Origin of the sequence: Pseudomonas sp. AM8, from assembly GCF_036346475.1 — a bacterium.
Taxonomy (GTDB): domain Bacteria; phylum Pseudomonadota; class Gammaproteobacteria; order Pseudomonadales; family Pseudomonadaceae; genus Aquipseudomonas; species Aquipseudomonas marginalis.
In genome coordinates, this window is sequence record NZ_JAOTNX010000005.1 from 237,984 (window position 1) to 256,795 (window position 18,812).

The 18,812-nt window shown below is 57.3% G+C and carries 19 protein-coding genes; 10 read left to right on the forward strand and 9 right to left on the reverse strand.

Annotated features, from left to right (window positions below; genetic code table 11):
* Positions 1-582 precede the first annotated feature (582 nt).
* The 3 genes from V3W40_RS14795 to V3W40_RS14805 all read left to right on the forward strand — a co-directional run bounded on the left by V3W40_RS14795 (position 583) and on the right by V3W40_RS14805 (position 4,199).
* A complete protein-coding gene (locus V3W40_RS14795; RefSeq protein WP_330215225.1) occupies positions 583-1,473 on the forward strand; it encodes an HpcH/HpaI aldolase/citrate lyase family protein in 891 nt (296 codons plus the stop codon).
* 2 nt (positions 1,474-1,475) lie between these two features.
* Complete coding sequence (locus V3W40_RS14800) at positions 1,476-1,901, forward strand: ParB N-terminal domain-containing protein (protein WP_065926104.1); 426 nt, start codon at positions 1,476-1,478, stop codon at positions 1,899-1,901.
* Between the two features lie 99 nt (positions 1,902-2,000).
* On the forward strand, positions 2,001-4,199 hold the full coding sequence (locus V3W40_RS14805) for a TonB-dependent receptor (RefSeq protein WP_330215226.1): 2,199 nt from the start codon (positions 2,001-2,003) through the stop codon (positions 4,197-4,199).
* Between the two features lie 165 nt (positions 4,200-4,364).
* Here the strand turns inward: V3W40_RS14805 and V3W40_RS14810 are convergent, their stop codons facing one another.
* Positions 4,365-5,213, reverse strand: a complete 849-nt coding sequence (locus tag V3W40_RS14810) for an SDR family oxidoreductase (RefSeq protein WP_065926106.1) — start codon at positions 5,211-5,213, stop codon at positions 4,365-4,367.
* 88 nt (positions 5,214-5,301) lie between these two features.
* Between V3W40_RS14810 and V3W40_RS14815 the strand changes: the two genes are divergently transcribed.
* Entirely contained in the window at positions 5,302-5,712 is a 411-nt protein-coding gene (locus V3W40_RS14815) for a winged helix-turn-helix transcriptional regulator (RefSeq protein ID WP_074845758.1), read from the forward strand.
* 66 nt (positions 5,713-5,778) lie between these two features.
* On the opposite strand, the gene V3W40_RS14820 is transcribed toward V3W40_RS14815, so the two are convergent.
* Together V3W40_RS14820 and V3W40_RS14825 are read right to left on the reverse strand one after the other, a co-directional pair.
* The gene (locus V3W40_RS14820; RefSeq protein WP_065926108.1) at positions 5,779-6,513 is read right to left on the reverse strand and encodes an NADPH-dependent F420 reductase; all 735 of its coding nucleotides are present in this window, start codon (positions 6,511-6,513) and stop codon (positions 5,779-5,781) included.
* A gap of 122 nt (positions 6,514-6,635) precedes the next feature.
* Complete coding sequence (locus tag V3W40_RS14825) at positions 6,636-7,394, reverse strand: SDR family oxidoreductase (protein WP_065926109.1); 759 nt, start codon at positions 7,392-7,394, stop codon at positions 6,636-6,638.
* Positions 7,395-7,494: 100 nt separating this feature from the next.
* Between V3W40_RS14825 and V3W40_RS14830 the strand changes: the two genes are divergently transcribed.
* Positions 7,495-8,082 (forward strand): TetR/AcrR family transcriptional regulator, encoded by a 588-nt coding sequence (locus V3W40_RS14830; RefSeq protein WP_330215227.1) that lies wholly within the window; start codon positions 7,495-7,497, stop codon positions 8,080-8,082.
* 53 nt (positions 8,083-8,135) lie between these two features.
* Here V3W40_RS14830 and V3W40_RS14835 read toward each other — a convergent pair whose 3' ends face one another.
* The 3 genes from V3W40_RS14835 to V3W40_RS14845 form a co-directional block, all read right to left on the reverse strand.
* Entirely contained in the window at positions 8,136-9,014 is an 879-nt protein-coding gene (locus tag V3W40_RS14835) for an isocitrate lyase/PEP mutase family protein (RefSeq protein WP_330215228.1), read from the reverse strand.
* 123 nt (positions 9,015-9,137) lie between these two features.
* On the reverse strand, positions 9,138-10,445 hold the full coding sequence (gene dctA, locus V3W40_RS14840) for a C4-dicarboxylate transporter DctA (protein WP_330215229.1): 1,308 nt from the start codon (positions 10,443-10,445) through the stop codon (positions 9,138-9,140).
* 102 nt (positions 10,446-10,547) lie between these two features.
* Positions 10,548-11,717 carry a mandelate racemase/muconate lactonizing enzyme family protein gene (locus V3W40_RS14845; RefSeq protein WP_330215230.1) on the reverse strand — a complete coding sequence of 390 codons (1,170 nt, stop codon included), beginning with the start codon at positions 11,715-11,717 and terminating at the stop codon, positions 10,548-10,550.
* A gap of 100 nt (positions 11,718-11,817) precedes the next feature.
* Between V3W40_RS14845 and V3W40_RS14850 the strand changes: the two genes are divergently transcribed.
* Positions 11,818-12,711: a LysR family transcriptional regulator gene (locus tag V3W40_RS14850; protein WP_065947789.1), complete on the forward strand. Its 894-nt coding sequence runs from the start codon at positions 11,818-11,820 to the stop codon at positions 12,709-12,711.
* A 42-nt stretch (positions 12,712-12,753) separates the two neighbouring features.
* On the opposite strand, the gene V3W40_RS14855 is transcribed toward V3W40_RS14850, so the two are convergent.
* Both V3W40_RS14855 and V3W40_RS14860 read right to left on the reverse strand, forming a co-directional pair.
* The gene (locus V3W40_RS14855) at positions 12,754-13,464 is read right to left on the reverse strand and encodes a hypothetical protein (RefSeq protein WP_330215231.1); all 711 of its coding nucleotides are present in this window, start codon (positions 13,462-13,464) and stop codon (positions 12,754-12,756) included.
* Positions 13,465-13,641: 177 nt separating this feature from the next.
* Positions 13,642-14,820 carry an aldo/keto reductase gene (locus V3W40_RS14860; RefSeq protein ID WP_065926114.1) on the reverse strand — a complete coding sequence of 393 codons (1,179 nt, stop codon included), beginning with the start codon at positions 14,818-14,820 and terminating at the stop codon, positions 13,642-13,644.
* Positions 14,821-15,008: 188 nt separating this feature from the next.
* Between V3W40_RS14860 and V3W40_RS14865 the strand changes: the two genes are divergently transcribed.
* Complete coding sequence (locus V3W40_RS14865; protein ID WP_315871843.1) at positions 15,009-15,989, forward strand: AraC family transcriptional regulator; 981 nt, start codon at positions 15,009-15,011, stop codon at positions 15,987-15,989.
* A 7-nt stretch (positions 15,990-15,996) separates the two neighbouring features.
* Here V3W40_RS14865 and V3W40_RS14870 read toward each other — a convergent pair whose 3' ends face one another.
* Entirely contained in the window at positions 15,997-16,506 is a 510-nt protein-coding gene (locus tag V3W40_RS14870; RefSeq protein ID WP_065926116.1) for an Lrp/AsnC family transcriptional regulator, read from the reverse strand.
* A 198-nt stretch (positions 16,507-16,704) separates the two neighbouring features.
* Here V3W40_RS14870 and V3W40_RS14875 point away from each other — a divergent pair, with 198 nt between their 5' ends.
* The 3 genes from V3W40_RS14875 to V3W40_RS14885 all read left to right on the forward strand — a co-directional run bounded on the left by V3W40_RS14875 (position 16,705) and on the right by V3W40_RS14885 (position 18,784).
* Complete coding sequence (locus V3W40_RS14875) at positions 16,705-17,721, forward strand: 1-aminocyclopropane-1-carboxylate deaminase (RefSeq protein ID WP_065926117.1); 1,017 nt, start codon at positions 16,705-16,707, stop codon at positions 17,719-17,721.
* 128 nt (positions 17,722-17,849) lie between these two features.
* Entirely contained in the window at positions 17,850-18,314 is a 465-nt protein-coding gene (locus V3W40_RS14880; RefSeq protein ID WP_330215232.1) for a transketolase, read from the forward strand.
* Positions 18,315-18,361: 47 nt separating this feature from the next.
* Positions 18,362-18,784, forward strand: a complete 423-nt coding sequence (locus tag V3W40_RS14885; protein WP_330215233.1) for a hypothetical protein — start codon at positions 18,362-18,364, stop codon at positions 18,782-18,784.
* Positions 18,785-18,812: the final 28 nt, after the last annotated feature.

Below are 18,812 nucleotides of genomic sequence, written 5' to 3' on the forward strand. Positions count from 1 at the left end.
ATTCATATTTAAATCTCTGGAAGAGATCGATGAATGTGGTCTTGTCGTTCGTCGTGTTTTTAACGCTTATGCGTTTGGCGGTGGATGCCACACGAATCCTGCAGGCGAAACTGTGGCTTTGATGGTAATAACCGGTTCATAAAACAATTGCATAAGAACCCCATTCCATAAGGTTTATACGGGTGTAGCTATCGGCCACTAACTGCCGTTTTTCTTGATCTGACTCACCGCTGAGTGATGGTTAAATGATGTCGCGAGGCCATACTTTCGGTGAGCGTTAAGACTTGCCTAGGGTCATGAAAAGTTTCTCTTGGCGGCGTGAACAATATTGCTACCGAGAACGATTATCAAGTAAGGTTTTCAAATATTTCTAATTGATCCCGGCCGAACAGCGTTGCGCGAACGTGTATTTGCACGCTCTTGCGGGCGTTCGTACCAAGTTTGAAAGCGTTGTTAATTCATTGATCAATAAGGGGTTAAGCGTTGATCGGCGAGGGCGCTGACAGAGGCGCAATTCAGCCGCCCCGAGGCCCCTGAAAATTTTGCAAAAACCACGACTGATGCACGCCAAGGAGAACTGCTATGAACACTGATCGTCCGATCACGACTGCCCTGCTTCCCATCAGCTACCTGTTCGTTCCGGGGAACCGTCCGGAGCGCTTTGCCAAAGCGGCTGAGGCCGGAGCGGATGCAATCATCCTGGACCTTGAGGATGCGGTTCATCCCGATAGCAAAGCCGCTGCTCGAGCTGCCATCTGGACGTGGCAGGAGAGTGCGCCAAGTGTGGCGTGCCGGCGGTTTATCCGGCTCAACAGCGTCGGCAGCGCGTTGTTCCGCCAGGACCTGACGTGGTTGGGCGACATGCGTTACCCCGAGCGTTGCACCGGGGTATTCCTGCCCAAGGCCGAGGCGCCGCAAGCGTTGGCGCGGGTGGTCGAGCAGTTGCTGGCGTGGCAACCCCAATTGCACATTGTCGCGATCATCGAGACGGCCAGAGGCTTGCAGCAGGTGGAGGCGATTGCTGCGGTTCCCGGCCTGTCACGCCTGGCCTTTGGCTCGCTGGATTTTTCCCTGGATATCAATTGCGGCCAGGTGCCTGAGGCGTTTGTGTACGCACGCAACCGCATCGTGCTGGCCTCTCGCACTGCAGGTTTGCCGGCGCCGATCGACGGAGTCACACCGGCGATCAACGACCTGGCGGTGGTCGCCCAGGACTCGCTCTACGCTCGCTCCCTCGGGTTCGGGGCCAAGCTGTGCATCCATCCCGCGCAGTTGGCGACGGTGCAGCGCGCATTTCTACCCGATGCGCAGCAATTGGCCTGGGCGGGTCGGGTGATGAGTGCCGTGGCCGGGGGCAGCCATGCGGTGCAAGTTGACGGCGAAATGGTCGACCTGCCGCTGATCGAACAGGCGCAACGCCTGTTGGACATGGCCCGCCGACACGCAGCGGTCGCCAAGACCGGAGCTTGCTGAACATGCTGCCAGGACAGGAAGGGGCCATTGCGCAGACCTATCAGATTGCGCTGCGACCGGTGTGCGAAGTGCTGCAATCGGAACAGGTGGACCCGGCGAATGTGCAGTGGCTATGCGACTCGATTATCCGCGCAGGGCATTGGCTGGAACCGATCATTGTCGAGCGCTCGCAAGGCATCGTGATGGACGGTAACCATCGCCTGAATGCAGCGTTGCAGTTGGGTCTGTGTCGGGTGCCGTGCATCCAGCTCGACTACGCGGACCCACGGGTGTGCGTACGGCACTGGCACACGGGGCACGCGTTCGAGGTCGCGCGGATTTTCAACACCATCGCTCGCGGCGAGATCTTTCCGTACAAAACCACACGGCATGTGTTTGATCCGGCGCTACCGGTCATCGCGATCCCGCTGGATCGCCTGTACGAGTGAGCCGTGCAAAAAAATCAGGTGGGTGGGTGATACTTTTTCGCACGTCGACTGGCATTAGGAGTGATTCCCATTTTCTCTCGTTGAAAGGATCCTCTCGTCATGCCTGTTGCCAGTCGGCCCTGCGGTGAACGCGCGTTAACCCTCGCTATTCGAACCGCCCTGTTGAATTTCGTCATGGTCGCAGCGGGCGCCAATGCCTGGGCTGAGACACCAACGCCTGCCGCCACGGATGACAGCACGCCCAGCCTGACCCTCGACACCACCACGATCGACGGCCGCTACAACGGCCCGACGGCGTTGCCCGAAGTCCTCCCCGGTGGACAGGTGGCGCGCGGCGCGCGGCTGGGCATGATGGGCAACAAAGACGTGATGGACACGCCGTTCAGCGTCACCAGCTACACCGCCAAAACCCTCGCCGACCTGCAAACCGTTACCGTTGCCGATGCCCTGGAACGCGACCCCTCGGTGCGCTCGACCGGCCAGACCGGCGGTATCGTCGATTCGTTTTTCATTCGCGGTTTCGCCATCGGCGAAGGCAACCTGGGTGAGCTGGCCTACGACGGTGTGTATGGCGTAGCCCCCAATTACCGGGTCTTTACCGAGTATGCCGAGCGTGTCGAAGTGCTCAAGGGACCGGGTGCCTTGATGTATGGCATCTCGCCCAACAGTGGCGTGGGTGGGGTCATCAACATCGTTCCCAAACGGCCGCTGGAGGAAGACCTGACCCGGTTCACCGGTAGCTACGCGTCAGATTCCCAGGCGGGCGGGCACCTGGATATCAGTCGGCGTTTTGGTGAGGAAAACCAGTTCGGCGTGCGCTTTAACGGCAGCCTGCAGGGCGGCGACACGGCGGTGAACGACCAGCATCGCGACGTAGGGATCGGTGCGATTGCCCTGGATTATCGTGGCGAGCGGCTGCGCCTGAACCTGGACTACATCAGCCAGAAAGAAAGCTTCGACGGTGCCTCACGCCCGTTCACCATCGCGCCGGGCGTTGACGTGCCATCCGCCCCCAATGGCCGTACCAGCCTGCCGCAAAAGTGGGGTTGGTCGGATACCAAGGAACAGTCCGCATTGCTCGGCGGTGAATATGATCTGAGCGACAACCTCACCGTTTTCGCCCATGCAGGGGGCGGCAGGTCGGATGTGAAACGCATGTCCGACCAGGTGCCGCGCATCCTCAATGACGCGGGCGACACCAGCAACGTCCCGGGCTATTACAAATTCAACGTCGACCGTTCTACCGCCGATGTGGGGATGCGCGGGCTCTTCGCCACCGGCCCGGTAACCCATACCACCACGCTGATGGCGACCCGTTACCAGGATGAGCTATCGCGGGGCATCAACAACGGCACCACAATCCTCTCCAATATCTACCACCCGGTGGACACGCCCAAGCAATACATCAACACGCCCAAGGTGCTGCGAATCTCCGAGTCGGAGTTGTCCGGCGTGGCGTTGACCGACACCTTGGGGATGCTGGATGACCGTTTCCAACTGACCCTGGGCGTACGCCGGCAGTTTATCGAGTCGCGTAACTACAATGCCGCCGGCTCCGTCAGCTCGCGTTACAGCGCCAACGCCACCACGCCGTTGCTGGGGGTGGTGGTCAAGCCCTGGGAGGACGTCTCCCTCTACTACAACTACGTCGAAGGGCTGAGCAAAGGCGATGCGGCACCGGGCACGGCGAGCAATGCCGGGGAAACCTTTGCGCCGTATGAGTCCAAGCAGCACGAACTGGGGGTGAAGTATGAACACGGCACCTTCATGACCACGCTGGCGTTGTTCCAGATCGAGAAACCTGCCGGCGAACTGGGCGCCAATGGCGTGTATTCGGTGCAGGCCGAACAGCGCAACCGTGGCCTGGAACTCAGCGTGTTCGGCGAAGTGGCCACCGGCACCCGTTTGATGGGGGGGGTGACCTTCCTCGATGGCGAGCTGACCAAGTCGGCGACTGCCGCTAACCAAGGCAACAAGCCGGTCGGCGTGCCCGATATCCAGGCCAACCTGTGGGCGGAATACGACACCCCCTGGCTGGAAGGTTTCACCCTCACGGGTGGTGCGATCTACACCGACAGCCAATACGTCAACCAGGCCAACACCCAGGAACTCGACGCCTGGACCCGCATTGACGCCGGTGCGCGTTACGCCACCAAGATAGAAGGGCGGCCGACGACATTCCGCGCCACGGTACAGAACGTGTTCGACCGTGAGTACTGGTCCGGCGTGGCCTCTTATGGTGCGTTTTCCCCGGGGTATCCGCGTACCTTGCAACTATCGGCGACCGTCGATTTTTGACGGGCGCCGGTATGGAGCAATCATGCACCAGCAATAAGCTTAAGCCTTGCTGGCCACCCGATCGTCACTGACCCGAATTCGCCATTGCTCAACGGTGCGCAGGGGTTTACAGCCCTTGCGCTCTTTGTTGGCGTGGCTGCTCGGCGGCGTCACGGTGTCCTGCGATCATTGCCCTTTGAGCGCGATTGCCACTGCTGCTGAAAGTGAAGTCGTGGCCCTGCCGATCAGCGTCGAAAGCTGATGGCTATCATCGAAAAGTGCGCCTTGGGATGCGTTGACATCGTAGCCAGCCAGGGCCTGTGCGAGTGGCTCCGGGAGGCCGAAATTGATTAACGCAGAGGCGTAGTCAGTTTCAGGCAAGTTCTTGTAGGGAATGTTCCTACCCGTTTGCCGAGAAACCTCGGCTGCGAGTTCCGATAACGTCCAGGCGCTGTCACCCGCCAACTCGTAGACCTTCCCCTCTTGATCGTCGCGGGTCAGCACGACGGCAGCGGCCTGGGCAAAATCTTCCCGTGTCGCCGCGGCAATCTTTCCATCACCTGCACTGCCGATAAATTCACCGGCCGATAACGCGCCAGCGATAAAGCCGGTGTAGTTCTCGGTATACCAACCATGACGCAATATCGTGAATGCCAACCCCGATGCTGTGAGCTCGGCTTCCGTTTGTCGATGCTCCTCGGCGAGGCTCAATGAAGAGGTATCCGCGTGCAGTACACTGGTATAAACGACGCGACCTACACCGGCCTGCCTTGCTGCGTTGATGACATTTCGATGCTGTGAGAGTCGCTTACCTATTTCGCTTGAGGAAATGAGTAGAAGCGTGTCGACTCCGCTGAGCGCCGCGACCAGGGTTTGCGGATTGTCATAGTCGGCAACACGTGCCTCCACGCCTAGATCACTCGCCTTGTCAGGGCTGCGCACCAGCGCGACCAGGTTGGACGCGGGTACTTTTTGCTTGAGTTGCTGGACAACGAGGCGGCCAAGTTGGCCGGTGGCTCCGGTGACGGCGATCATGAGGGGTTCCTTTTACAAAAAGTGATAGAACAGGCAGAGTAGGGCCTTAACTAACTTTTCGTAAGTACGTACCTAAAGGTAAGTAAGCATGCCGGATTCCGAGCCCTCTGGAGCAACCCGTCCCGCAACAGTGGCCAACCGACTGCGCAGCGGTGAATTATTCGACCCGGATTGTCCTTCGAGGGTCGTGCTCCAGCACGTCAGCAGCCGCTGGGGAGTATTAGTATTGGTGGCCTTGCTCGCGGGTACGCATCGCTTCAGCGATCTGCGTCGCAAGATTGGAGGCGTCAGCGAAAAGATGCTTGCGCAGACCCTCCAGTTTTTGGAACTCGATGGTTTCGTCCTGCGCAAATCCTATCCGGTCGTGCCACCTCACGTTGAGTACAGCCTCACCCCTATGGGAACTGAAGTAGCCCGCCATGTCGAAGGCCTGGTTGACTGGATCGAAGGCAATCTGCCAAAGATTCTGGAGGAACAACGCTCTCGCCAGATTTCATAACGGGCTTGCGACCTCTGATTGATCACTCAGGCGGGACCTTAGGCAAGAGTCCCTCCAATCCGATAGTCAGGCGGTCAGTTCCCGATTCATGGCAACAATGTCCTCGTGTGTGAAATGGCCACCGGGCGTCATGAACGTGGCCATCAGGGCATCCCGGTTTTGAGGCGCCCTCAACTTATCTGCCGCGCACAAGGCTGCCTTCAGCGCTGGCAACTTCAGTTCGGTGCAATAGGCAGGTGTACCGGGTTGCTGACGCCACGAGTCTTCAAGGCTACCCGCGGCAAGCGCGGTGAAGCCGGTGTCCTCTACAAGATCTTGCGCGATCGCTTCAGCATTGATGTCACCGCCAGCTACAGGTAAGGCTATGCGTGAGGAAGACCCGACCGGTTGGCCGTGGTCGGCAAGCGTTGCTGCGAGGACGGCATTCCATGCCTTAACCACCGGGCGGCCAATCTGCTCGCTTACCCAAACGCTTTCGGGCTTGCCGTCGTCCACTTCTTTGATCGCTCCGTCTCGTCCTGGATAGTAATTGGAGGTGTCGATGATGACGACCTTCTCGGGAAGATTGCTCAATGTTTGCCGCAGATCCGGGTACTTTGCAAAGGGGATAGAGAGGATTACGGCGTCCACGTCGGACACCGCGTCTTCTTTGGTCACCGCGTGTACACCGATTTTGTTGGCAAGGTTCTCAAGGGTATGAGGGCTCTTTGAATTTGCCAGTTTGACTTCATGGCCGCACGCCGCGAGCTTACGGGCAAGCGTTGCGCCAATGTTGCCTGCGCCGATAATTCCGATTTTCATTTCAATTGGATCCTCACCTACGAACAATAATCAAGCTATCAAGCCGTGCCGATCAATCCTGGGCGCTGCGAGATGCCATCGGGTGACCGCGATGGCAGCAGAGGCTACTCACACGGTTGACATCATTCTGCCGGTGGTTTGTATCCCGCCAGCATTTTCAGCACATCATCATGTGATCCGCTTGCTTCAGCAAACCGTAAGGGCTTGGCGCGCTCGACGACAAGTTCCCGTGGGGTCGGAGAGATCTCGAGCAGTTCGAAGATTTCATCCAAAAACGCCTCCAGGGGCATGGCGTGTTCGTCGTTTTCCTGCCCCAGTAAAGTGGTACGCACCCCCGGCGGCGCAAGCTCTATAACCTCAACCGGCGAGCTCTCTAGCTGCACTCGAAGACTTTGAGTGAACGAGTGAACTGCAGCTTTGGTTGCGCTGTAGGTCGGTGTGGCTGGCAGCGGTACGAATGCCAGCGCCGAACTGACATTCACAATCGTTGCACTGGGTTGCTTGATCAGTTGGGGAGTGAACGCGTAAACCATACGAATCGTGCCAAGTAAGTTCGTGGTCACGATATCTTCGGCCGTGCTCAGGCTTTGCGGATCAGTCAGATCCTCCCAGTGCATGATCCCGGCGTTGTTTATAAGGACGTTCAGATTCGGATGGCTGGTCGCAAGCGCTGTGCAGCTGCGCTGGATGGATTGTGGATCGCAGACGTCCAGCACGACGGATTCAATCCCCGGATGCTCCGACACGATCTTGTCGAGCAGAGCCTTGCGACGTCCTGCAATGATGACGGTGTTGCCCGCCTTGTGAAGCCTGAGCGCCAGACCGAGGCCGATGCCTGAGGTGCCGCCAGTAACCAGAATCGTGTTGCCAGTGCTGTTCATAGTAAACTCCAGAAACCACGCTTAAACGGACAAGTGTCCGATTGATCAAAATTACCGGACAATTGTCCGATTAGCAATGCAATGAAGGAAAACTTTGTCCATGACTGACGAATTGGTGATGCGTTCTGACGCCAAGAAAAACCGCGAACGGATACTGGAAGTCGCTGTGCTCGAGCTGACCAGCGATCCTGCGGTTGCGTTGAGCACGATCGCGAAGAAGGCCGGGGTGGGGCAGGGCACGTTCTATCGTCACTTCGCCACCCGAGAGAAACTGGTATTCGAGGTCTATCAATTCGAGATGCAACAGGTGGCATCGTTGGCGCAACAGCTTCTCGCGGCAAAACCGCCCAAGGAGGCCCTGCGGGAATGGATGGACAGCCTCGCTGAATACGCAATGACAAAGGCAGGACTCGCTGCAGCGATTCAACAAGCTGCGTCTGTTTACGAGTTCCCAGGGAAATCGGGATACGCTCCAGTCCAGGCCGCCGCCGAGTTGCTTTTGAGGGCGAATGAAAAGGCCGGAACTATTCGTAGCGGGATTACCAACGACGATTTCTTTCTAGCCATTGCTGGCATATGGCAAATGGATGCCCAGAGTGAATGGCGCTCGCGTCTCGCCAGATTGATGAACCTGGTGATGGATGGTCTGTGCGCTGGCAGCCCCGAGAGCCTGAAGAAAAACGTGTAGCCTTTAGGGCAGCCCTATTGCCAGCAACCTGGTGGTCACTCCGCCCGCCTGTTTCAGGGGCAATTTGAATCGTACCCTGACTTCAAGTAGGTCTTGGCCCACTCACGATAGTTATCCGAGAGCGTGTATTTTGAAAGCAGCTCAGGAAGGGAAAGCTCGCTTGCGTGTGTGCCGCTTTGTTCGCGCAGCGCCTCGTAGGTCGCTTTGATTGCGGACAAATAAGGGGCATGCCCATTGACCACGACCCGCACATTGGCGGCACTCAGTTTCTCGACATCGCTCAGGGCCGGATTGCCGTAGTTGATCAGCATGATTGGCACGCTGAGGTGTGCCGTGAGTGCTTCCAGGTGCTGGAAATCCTTAACGCCAACCAGGCAAATCGCATCTGCTCCGGCCTTCTGATAGGCCGCAGTGCGAGCGATGGAGTCTTCCAACGTGGTAGCGGCCACATTCGTTCTGGCAATGATGCTGAGCGCATCATCCGAACGGGCAAATCGTGCAGCGTAGATCTTGGCTGCGGCTTCTTGCCTTTCGATAAGCACGTTCGACTGCTCGTCGTACTTGGCCGGTAGGTGGGTGTCTTCCAGCGTCAGGGCGGCAACCCCGGCTTTCTGAAGTTCGGTCACTGTTCGCATGACATTAAGTGCGTTACCGAACCCATGATCAGCGTCGCCGATGATTGGGATTTGACTGGCCCGCCCGACTCTAGAAACCTGTTCGACGTACTCATCAAGCGTGAGCAGTGCAATGTCAGGTGCCCCGAGCACTTGAAGCGAGGCGACGGAACCACCTTGGATGGCAACCTCAAAGCCAAGGTCGGATGCCATGCGAACCGAGATAGGATCGAATACGGACGCGGCAAGTTTACAGGCGGTTCCGTGAAGTAAGTCACCAAACGTCTTGCGCAATTCATGATGAGATCGCTCGATCATTTTTTCGGCTCCATCCACTTCATTCGCGGTCTTCGTTGGGATCGTCCCGCGTTGAACGAGACCTGGAAATCACGACCGGTCATGGCCATGGTTGACGCGCAAATGACCGGTAAACTGTGCTGATTACTTTTGCGGCAACAGTGCTTTGCGCACTGCTTTTTGGTGTTTCATTGCGGCAATTTCACGCTCGCAGGCTTCGACGTCAAAGGAGTTGTCCCATTTGGCAATGGCGATGGTGCCGATACCGTTGCCGATCAGGTTGGTCACGGCACGCGCTTCGTTGAGGAAGCGGTCGATGCCCAACAGCAGGACAAGGCCTACCAACGGAATGGAGTGGATGGTCGTGAGCGTTGCCGCAAGGGTTATGAACCCGGCACCCGCCACGCCAGCGGAGCCTTTTGAGGTCAGCAGGAAGACACCCAGCAGAATCATCTGATCCATAAACGTCAGGGGCGTATTGGTTGCCTGTGCGATAAAAATCGCCGCCATGGTGAGGTAAATGCAGGTGCCATCCGCATTGAAGGCATATCCAGTGGGTAGCACCATGCCCACCACTGACTTCTTGCAGCCCAGCTTTTCAAGTTTCACCATCATTCGCGGAAGCACGGCCTCGGTTGAGCAGGTGCCAAGCGTGATGAGAATTTCATCTTTGAAATAACGCAGAAATTGCATAAGCGGCATGCCTGACCATCTAGCAACCGTCCCCAGTACGACCACGATGAAAATCAAGGTGGTGATGTAGAGCGCGACCAGCAACTGGCCGAGTGACAGCAAGGTACCAATTCCGTACTTGCCTATCGTGAACGCCATCCCGGCGCCGGCGCCAATCGGCGCCAGGCGCATAACCATTGCTACGATCTTGAACAGCCCTTGCAGAAACAAGTCGATGGTATTGATCAGCGGTTTGCTGGTGTCACCCATTTGAACGAGGGCAATGCCCATCAATACCGAAATCAAGATGACCTGAAGCATGACGCCATTCGAGAATGCGCCAATGAAGGTGCTCGGGATGATGTTGAGAAAGAAATCGATAGTCCCGCCCTGCTCACTGGCGGCTTGGCTGTACTTGGCGATAGCGCTGGCATCAAGCGTGGTAGCGTTGATATTCATCCCGGCGCCTGGCTTTACGACATTGACCACAATAAGGCCGATGACCAGCGCAATGGTTGAAAGGATTTCAAAGTAGAGCAGCGCCTTCACGCCGATCCGCCCGACCTCCTTGATGCTGCCCATCTTGGCGATACCCACCACGACAGTACCGAAAATAATCGGCGCCAACAGCATTTTGATGAGTTTGATAAAGCCATCCGCAAAAGGTTGAAGCTTGGCTCCGAATTGCGGTTCAAAGTGACCGATTGCAGCGCCGATGACGATACCGATCAGCACCTGCACATACAGCTGGCTGTACCAGCGGGACTTGGACATTTCCACGGAAGCACCTCATTTTATTTTTGTGATGGGCATGTGGTTTGGCGTCAGTGGATGACGCCTGAGTCTGCGGCCCCTTTAAAAGAAACCGCAGACCGAGGTTGATCAGCCTTCGCCTAGCTCGCGCATGACTGCGTACAAGGCGGACTTGGCTTCGAAACCAACACCTGGAATATCCGGCAGGCCGACATAACTATTTTCCACCTTGATTCCGTCGGCGAAGCCGCCGAAAGGCTGGAACACGTCGGGGTAGGATTCGTTGCCGCCCAGGTGCAGGCCGGCTGCGATGTTCAGGGACATCTGGTGGCCACCATGGGGAACCACGCGGCGGGAAGACCAGCCCATGTCTTCCATCACTTTCAGGGTGCGCATGTACTCCACCAGCCCGTAGGACAGGGCGCAGTCGAACTGGAGGAAGTCGCGATCAGGGCGCATTCCACCGTGACGCAGAAGGTTACGGGCATCCTGGTGGGAGAACAGGTTTTCCCCGGTGGCCATGGGCAGCTCATAGTGATTGGCGAGCTCAGCCTGAAGTGCGTAGTCCAGCGGGTCGCCGATCTCCTCGTACCAGAAGAGGTTGTACTGCTTGATGGCTTCCGCGTAAGCAATACCGGTCTGTAGATCGAAACGACCGTTGGCATCGACCGCCAGTCGACGACCGTCACCCACCACTTCAAGCACCGCTTCGATGCGACGAATATCCTCATCCAGCGGTACTGCCCCGATCTTCATTTTGACGACGTCGTAGCCACGATCCAGATAGCTCTGCATTTCTGCTTTGAGCTTGGTCTGGTCTTTACCTGGGTAGTAATACCCACCGGCTGCGTAGACCCAGACCTTGTCATCTGCCACGCCGTTACGGTAGCGGTCAGCCAGCAGGCGATACAGAGGTTTGCCCTCAATCTTGGCGACGGCATCCCATACAGCCATGTCGATGGTGCCAACCGCGACCGAGCGCTCGCCGTGGCCGCCTGGCTTTTCGTTGGTCATCAGGGTTTTCCAGATGGCGAACGGATCCAGGTTGTTGTTTTCATGGTCGACGAGCGTGTCAGGATCAGCTTCCGTGATACGCGCCAGGAAACGATCCCGCATCAGAGCGCCTTGGCCATAGCGGCCATTGGAGTTGAAACCGTAGCCGATGACGGGTTTGCCATCGCGCATCACATCGGTGATGACAGCGACGACCGAGCAGGTCATCTTGGAAAAATCGATATAGGCATTGGCAATTGGGGAGGCAATGGAAACTGTTTTTTCACGGATGTCTACGATACGCATGACGGGCTCCTCTTGTTGTTCGTGGCCCCACGTTATGCTTTGCGATGTCACCCGCCCAATGCTATTAATGCCGGACCCTATGCACAGGAGGCATGGCCCCTTGGAACTCGTTTGGCTTGAAGATCTTTCAGCGCTTGCGGAGTACGGCAGCTTTGTCCGTGCCGCTGAGGCACGCCATGTTACTCAGCCAGCCTTCAGTCGAAGAGTACGCTCACTGGAGAATTGGATGGGCGTCGAGTTGTTTGTGCGCACACCACAAGGCGCAACCCTTACCGAGGCCGGAAGGCAAATTTTGCCCAGTGCCCAGGAAGCGGCTCGACACTTGTACAGGATGCGCAACGAGGCTCAAGAGGTAGCAGGAATCGCCGCCAAGTCGTTGCAATTCGCGGCAACTCACTCGCTGTCGTTTACGTTTTTTCCCAAGTGGCTTCGAAGCTCAGAAAACGGTGCCCCCATTGAGGCAGTGAAACTGCACTCGGACAGCATGGCCGTCTGTGAGCAGATGCTGATACATGGTCAGGTTCAGTTCCTGCTCTGCCACCGCCATCCCGACGTTCCGCCTTTACTGGCGCCTGATCAGTTCACCAGCAAGAAGGTGGGGGAGGACGTCCTCGTTCCGCTTGCGAGTGCTTCCACTCACTTCGGCACCTCACCCGCGGCATTGCCATACCTCGCATACACCCATGAGTCTGGACTGGGACGTATCGTCGCCCACAGGTTGCGTGGCAAGGAAGATTACCTTCACCTCAAGCCGCTTTTCAGCAGCCACCTTGCAGCGGTACTCATGTCCATGGCCCTGGAAAGCAAAGGTGTGGCGTGGCTGCCCAAGAGCCTTACCGAGCAGGAAGTTCTTGATGGGCGCTTAGTCAGAGCGCTCGACGAAAGCTGGGACATACCTCTGGAAATTCATCTGACCCGCCCGAAAGCAATCCTCAGTCAATCTGCTGAAGAGTTTTGGAGCCGGGCGGGTAGTGACCCCCAAGCTCCCACATGACGAGCGCTCAGTTACGCGCAATGCCCAAGCGGGTCTTTATCTTCATGTCGGATGACTGAGCGACGGAGGTTTTCTGGTTCCCGCGGCAGAGTTTAACCAGAGCAGCATTGCGGCGAGAGAGGCGGCGACTATCAGCGTAAGCCACATGATGACCAGCAGGGTGAAGGTGACACTGTTGTTTAACTCCCGAAAAATGCCGAAGGCAAAAGCCGTGTACCAAGACACCCCCGAAACTGCACCGGAGGCGAGAAACAAGGCCGCTCTTTTGCGGGATACGCCAAAGAGCAGGGGGCGACTCAGGTCGCGTAGGGCTTCTGGCAGCACAAGCGCGTGGATGATTATTCCGTTGATGGTCAGGACGATCACCACAATGACTTTCGCCCAGAGTTTGGGGTTTTCAAACTTTTCCGGCGATTCCATCGCGTAAAGGGCAAGGAAACCAAGGCCTGAAAGCCACAGGAGGCAGAGTCCAATATTGACCGCGTCGCTGATGAAGTGAAAGGTGCGTCCGATTTCAACCGGGAGGCTGCCCCGGCGCATCCAACGCAGGATCCAGAGGTCCAGCATCGTCGCCCCACCGAGACCGAAGCACATGCCGAGCAGGTGTATACCTATAAGGAGTGTCAGCACCTTTAGCTGTGGGAGTGGAGCCGGCAATGTAACGCTCAGCGCGAGTGTGTCGGCGAGTAAGTAGCCACTGCCGGACAGCGCAAGCAGGCCGCCTAAAATCATGAAAGACGTGCGTATCTTCATTTATTACGGCCTTGGACGAGTGTTTTAGTTGGACGCGTGCGCAGTTTGTTTACTGGAACAGGCGGATCAAGCGGCTGCTATCTGCAGCGTTGCTGCAACCAGGAAGATACGTTTCGGGTTAAATGAGGCCAGCGACGCTAGCGTCACATCAGTAGGTTGCACGGGCGTAGACCCTGCTCAGGAAGGGACCGGTGCTTGGGCATCGATCAGGTTCCGGCTCTTGAGCTCCTCCCAAAAGGCTGCCGGGATACCGACCTTCATCGCCTGCACATTGGAAACGATCTGCCCCGGCGTGCGGGCACCCGGAATGATCGCTGACACTTGCGGATGTGCTGCCGCGAACTGCAGGGCGGCAGTATGAATGTCGATGCCATGTCGTTTGGCAACCGCCATGATTCGCGCGCGCTTTTCCACCGCTCCGGCAGGCAGATCCAAACTGAAGTTGTATCGGCTGCGTCCTCCCAGGAATCCATCGTTCAGTGGTGTTCCAACCACAACGCTGGTGCCCTTCCTGCTCAACGCCGGAAAGGTGTTGCGTAACGCATCGCTGTGCTCAAGGAGCGAATACTGGCAGGCAAGCAACACGATGTCGGGAGTCGGGTCATCACCGGCCATTGCCTGGACCACAGCATTCGGCGTATTGACGCCGAAGCCCCATGCCTTGATGAGCCCCTCATCACGCATCTTTTCAAGCTCAACCATCGCCCCTGTGCGCGCAATGCGATACGCCGCTTCCCAACCGCCTTCCAGTTCGCTGTTATCGGGCGAGATGTCATGGATAAACACGATATCGATACGCGGCAGCCCCAGCCGCTGCAGGCTGTCTTCCACGGAACGCCGTGCGCCTGCCGCGGTGTAGTCATACCGGTAGTTGAAGGGCGCGGGTGACTTCCAGATGGCATGGTCCGCGCGGGGGCCACCCGCGGCAGTCAAAACGCGTCCTACCTTGGTGGAGACCACATAGTCGTTCGGATGTTTGCCGTGCAGAAAGCGGCCTACCCGATATTCACTCAAACCAAACCCGTAGAACGGCGACGTGTCGTAAAGCCTTACACCCGCGTCCCAGGCGGCCTGTAGAACCAGGCCCGCCTGCTCGTCGCTGAGCGGCGCAAAGATATTGCCAATCTGTGTCCCGCCCATGCCAAAGCGTTGAGGCGTCATGTATCGCAGGGTAGGCGAGGGTGAATTGAGGGGCAGGCCTGTGCGCACTGGCCGGCCTTCAGTACGCATCACGCTCCCGCGCTCTGTCAGTAAAGAGGGCGCTGGGGCTGCCGAACTGGCGACACTCGAGGCTGGCAGCAAAGCGGCTGCAACAGTACCCACTGCCGAGTAAGTAAGAAAATCTCGTCTGTCCATCCAACGTTCCTTTCGCGACCGAGGTTTCACGGGATCATCGAAGCCGGTATTCGTACTGGAAGTTAGAACAACGAGGGTTGGCCGGGTGACCCTAATACGCCATATTTTTTGCACAATCCTGCCGATGCGCTTGTGTTGGTCACGCACTCTCAGCAGACTCGAGCATTCCGTAAACAGGGGCGCATGTAATGACGAGCGGTTCCTTCTCGCAGTTCGGTTCCGGCCATCTGCATTCTCTGGCGTTGCGCGATCCCATACAGCCCAACGAGCGTCTCCAGGCGCTCAGGCGGCTGATCGAAAAAGTCACCCGGCAGATTGGTTTGAACGAGGTCTGCAAAACATCGATTCCAGGTCTGGCCTTTTATCGAATGGCTGACCTGGGTACGCCCACTTACTGCATTTATGAGCCTTGCGTGGCCATCATTCTGCAGGGCGCGAAGGAGATCACGTTCGGTGAGGAGGCCTGTGAGTTCGGGCAGGGGGCGTTCTTCGTCACGTCGGTCGACATCCCCACACTGGCCCGTGTTACCGCTGCCAGCGAGGAAACCCCCTATTTATCCGTCGTGTTGAAGCTCAACCTTTCCATGCTCAACGAGGTGATCCAGACCTTGGAACCGCCTGCGCAGGAAATGGCTACTGAAGCGCGAGGCTTCGTATCCGGTGCGGCGTCGAGTGAGATGCTCGACGCATTCGCTCGACTCGCTACGCTGATCGAACGGCCGCTTGAAGCAGGCTTGATGTCGGATCTGATCAAGCGGGAAATATGCGTTCGGCTATTGCTAAGTAGTGCAGGGCACTGGCTGCGCAGCGTCACCCGCGACGGTTATCGAGACAAGGGCATCGTAAGAGCCATTGAATGGCTGAAACATCACTACGACAAACCGCTGCACGTGGCCGATCTCGCCGAACGATCAGGAATGGCCAGCTCTACGCTGCATCACAGTTTTCGCAAGCTGACAGGCACCAGCCCTGTTCAGTATCAAAAGGCGTTACGGCTGCAAGCCGCACGCAGCCTGATGTTGACCGATCGTGTTGACGTGAACACCGCCGCGTTGCGCGTCGGCTATGAAAGTGTCGCTCAATTCAGCCGTGAATATGCCCGGCGTTTCGGAGCCCCGCCCTCGAGAGACATCAAGCACGTACGGGAGCAGGGCGGACTGCTCGACTAGCGACGCTTCAAAGGGGAATGTGGGTGGTCGACAAGACCTGACGCAAGCCCATGAACGATCGAATCTGGCGAACCCCAGGCAGGTAAAGCAACTGTTCCGCGTGGAGCCGGTTGAAACTGTTGCTGTCCTTGGTTCGTATCAACATGAAGTAGTCGAATTCCCCCGTCACCACATGGCACTCCATGCAGCCGGACACTTTTTGTGCGGCTGCCTCGAATGCGGCGAAGGATTCCGGTGTGGAGCGGTCCAGCACCACGCCGATCAACACCACCATCCCCGCATCCAGCGCGACATTGTCGAGCAGCGCGACTATGCCTTTGATCAGGCCGACTTGCTTGAGCCGCTCGACGCGCCTGAGGCACGCCGGTGCACTCAATTTCACCTTCTCTGCCAGCGCCACATTGGAGATGGAGGCATCTCGCTGCAGGGCCTTGAGAATGGCGCGGTCGGTTCGATCCAGCGGCTGCGGCACCGGGGCCGATACACTTGGCTTCTTGCGAGTGTTTATTGCGTTCATGACTGTTTATTCGCAATTAAAGTATGTTCGATATTTATAGCGAGAAATTATAGTTCTTTAAGTGGTAGAAGTTTGCAACACATCTTTTTGGAAATCTTCTTAATATTGAACTCATCGAAGCCCGCCTGAAAGAACCTGGAAGGCAACCTTTGCCTTTCGGTCTGGCGCTTTGATGTCCAGTAATCAAGGAGCAGCGTCATGAACCTGAATCGTTTTAAACGTTATCCGTTGACCTTCGGTCCTTCTCCCATCACGCCCTTGAAGCGCCTCAGTGAACACCTGGGTGGCAAGGTCGAGTTGTATGCCAAACGTGAAGACTGCAACAGTGGCCTGGCCTTCGGCGGGAACAAAACGCGCAAGCTCGAATATTTGATTCCCGAAGCGCTCGAGCAAGGCTGCGATACCTTGGTTTCCATCGGCGGCATCCAGTCGAACCAGACCCGCCAGGTGGCCGCCGTTGCCGCTCACCTGGGCATGAAGTGCGTGCTGGTGCAGGAAAACTGGGTGAACTACTCCGATGCGGTATATGACCGCGTTGGCAATATCGAAATGTCTCGCATCATGGGCGCCGAGGTACGACTGGACGCCGCCGGGTTCGATATCGGCATTCGGCCCAGTTGGGAGAAGGCCATGGACGATGTGGTGGCGCGGGGTGGCAAGCCGTTCCCGATACCGGCGGGTTGTTCCGAACACCCCTACGGCGGCCTTGGGTTCGTCGGCTTTGCCGAGGAAGTGCGAGAGCAGGAAAAACAACTGGGGTTCACGTTCGACTACATCGTGGTCTGCTCTGTGACCGGCAGTACCCAGGCCGGCATGGTCGTCGGTTTCGCCGCGGACGGCCGTTCGAAGAACGTTATCGGCATTGATGCCTCGGCCAAGCCGGAGCAAACCAAGGCGCAGATCCTGCGTATCGCCCGGCACACCGCAGAGTTGGTGGAACTGGGCCGTGAGATCACCGAAGACGACGTGGTGCTCGATACACGTTTTGCCTACCCGGAATACGGTTTGCCCAACGAAGGCACGCTGGAAGCCATTCGTTTGTGCGGGAGCCTGGAAGGTGTGCTGACCGATCCGGTGTACGAAGGCAAATCCATGCACGGGATGATTGAAATGGTCCGCCGTGGTGAGTTTCCCGAAGGCTCCAAAGTGCTGTATGCGCACTTGGGTGGGGCGCCTGCGCTGAATGCCTACAGCTTCCTGTTTCGCAACGGCTGATTAACGCCAAAAAACCAGGGAGCTCACGAAGCGATGGGTGAGTCGGCATCAATATTGAATGTCACGACCCCATCGTCGAAACGCCACCCGGAGCACGTTGCTCCTATCCAACCGCCGGAAGTACCGCCATGCATGCGATAACGCAATCTGCAGTCTGGATCAAGGAGCCTTCGGCGGATGCCGGAGTAGTGATCGTTACCAGCGCCGCGTTGCCCCCGTACATGATCGACAAGCTGCATGTGGCGATAGATGAGTGGGACCAGGTGGCTTATCTAGCCATCAAACAGTCCGAGGCGTTGAGGCTCGACTGGTTGCAGGTCGGGTCCAGCCCGGAGCCGTCCGACGGAGCCTACGCGTGCCATGCCAGTCAACTGTTGCGCGGCGTCTCCCACGGCAGCTTTTTACTGGATGTCGAAATGGGCACGGATTCCGGCATGACGTGGCTGGGGTCCGTCTTTGGTCATCCGTTGCGCGTGGTCGAGCTTGGAGAAGTAGCTTCCTCCACTGCGCAGATGGATCAACAGGTGGAGGCAGTGTTAGCGGCGACCCGAAGCCTGGCGAAAAGCGTGTTGCAGGCACGCGGCGTCATTTAACCAATGACCTGGTCCATTCGCCTGTTGGAACCATAAAGGCATCGCTTATGAGCCAAGCTGTCGATTGTCGTCCCAACGCCATGAAGTGGATGCGCGAGCCATCAAGTTGTACGCGCATCGTGGTCATCGTGTGCGGACTTGATAGCGCTCATATTGACTTGATTCATCAAGGGTTCAGCTGTTTTGACAATGTTGCGCTGCTCCATGTCGATGCGGTGGACACCGTCCCTGGCAAGCACGTTGATGTGCAAGTGGCCAGGAGTGACTGTTCTTTTGTCGTGCTCGGTGAACTGGATGAACGTGTATTGCATAGCCTTTCCATGGGTAAGCGATGCCTCTACTCCATAGCGCCAGACGTGTCGGCCGAATGTTCGGTGATTGCAGCAGTAGAACAGGTCAAAAACTTCGCCCGAGTGAGCTATTCCCGTCACCTTGAAACGATACCCGACAGCGCCGGGAGCTGCCTGTGAACCTGTCGGGGACCACACGTAGAAAACC

Excerpts from the sequence above, each read along its gene's own strand:
- V3W40_RS14845 (WP_330215230.1), bottom strand. The coding sequence starts at position 11,717 with ATGCGTATCGTAGACATCCGTGAAAAAACAGTTTCCATTGCCTCCCCA.
- V3W40_RS14880 (WP_330215232.1), top strand. The coding sequence starts at position 17,850 with ATGCATGCGATAACGCAATCTGCAGTCTGGATCAAGGAGCCTTCGGCG.
- V3W40_RS14830 (WP_330215227.1), top strand. The coding sequence starts at position 7,495 with ATGACTGACGAATTGGTGATGCGTTCTGACGCCAAGAAAAACCGCGAA.
- V3W40_RS14810 (WP_065926106.1), bottom strand. The coding sequence starts at position 5,213 with ATGATCGCCGTCACCGGAGCCACCGGCCAACTTGGCCGCCTCGTTGTC.
- V3W40_RS14885 (WP_330215233.1), top strand. The coding sequence starts at position 18,362 with ATGAGCCAAGCTGTCGATTGTCGTCCCAACGCCATGAAGTGGATGCGC.
- V3W40_RS14860 (WP_065926114.1), bottom strand. The coding sequence starts at position 14,820 with ATGGACAGACGAGATTTTCTTACTTACTCGGCAGTGGGTACTGTTGCA.
- V3W40_RS14800 (WP_065926104.1), top strand. The coding sequence starts at position 1,476 with ATGCTGCCAGGACAGGAAGGGGCCATTGCGCAGACCTATCAGATTGCG.
- V3W40_RS14825 (WP_065926109.1), bottom strand. The coding sequence starts at position 7,394 with ATGAACAGCACTGGCAACACGATTCTGGTTACTGGCGGCACCTCAGGC.
- V3W40_RS14820 (WP_065926108.1), bottom strand. The coding sequence starts at position 6,513 with ATGAAAATCGGAATTATCGGCGCAGGCAACATTGGCGCAACGCTTGCC.
- V3W40_RS14795 (WP_330215225.1), top strand. The coding sequence starts at position 583 with ATGAACACTGATCGTCCGATCACGACTGCCCTGCTTCCCATCAGCTAC.
- V3W40_RS14805 (WP_330215226.1), top strand. The coding sequence starts at position 2,001 with ATGCCTGTTGCCAGTCGGCCCTGCGGTGAACGCGCGTTAACCCTCGCT.
- V3W40_RS14875 (WP_065926117.1), top strand. The coding sequence starts at position 16,705 with ATGAACCTGAATCGTTTTAAACGTTATCCGTTGACCTTCGGTCCTTCT.
- V3W40_RS14855 (WP_330215231.1), bottom strand. The coding sequence starts at position 13,464 with ATGAAGATACGCACGTCTTTCATGATTTTAGGCGGCCTGCTTGCGCTG.
- V3W40_RS14835 (WP_330215228.1), bottom strand. The coding sequence starts at position 9,014 with ATGATCGAGCGATCTCATCATGAATTGCGCAAGACGTTTGGTGACTTA.
- V3W40_RS14870 (WP_065926116.1), bottom strand. The coding sequence starts at position 16,506 with ATGAACGCAATAAACACTCGCAAGAAGCCAAGTGTATCGGCCCCGGTG.
- V3W40_RS14815 (WP_074845758.1), top strand. The coding sequence starts at position 5,302 with ATGCCGGATTCCGAGCCCTCTGGAGCAACCCGTCCCGCAACAGTGGCC.
- V3W40_RS14865 (WP_315871843.1), top strand. The coding sequence starts at position 15,009 with ATGACGAGCGGTTCCTTCTCGCAGTTCGGTTCCGGCCATCTGCATTCT.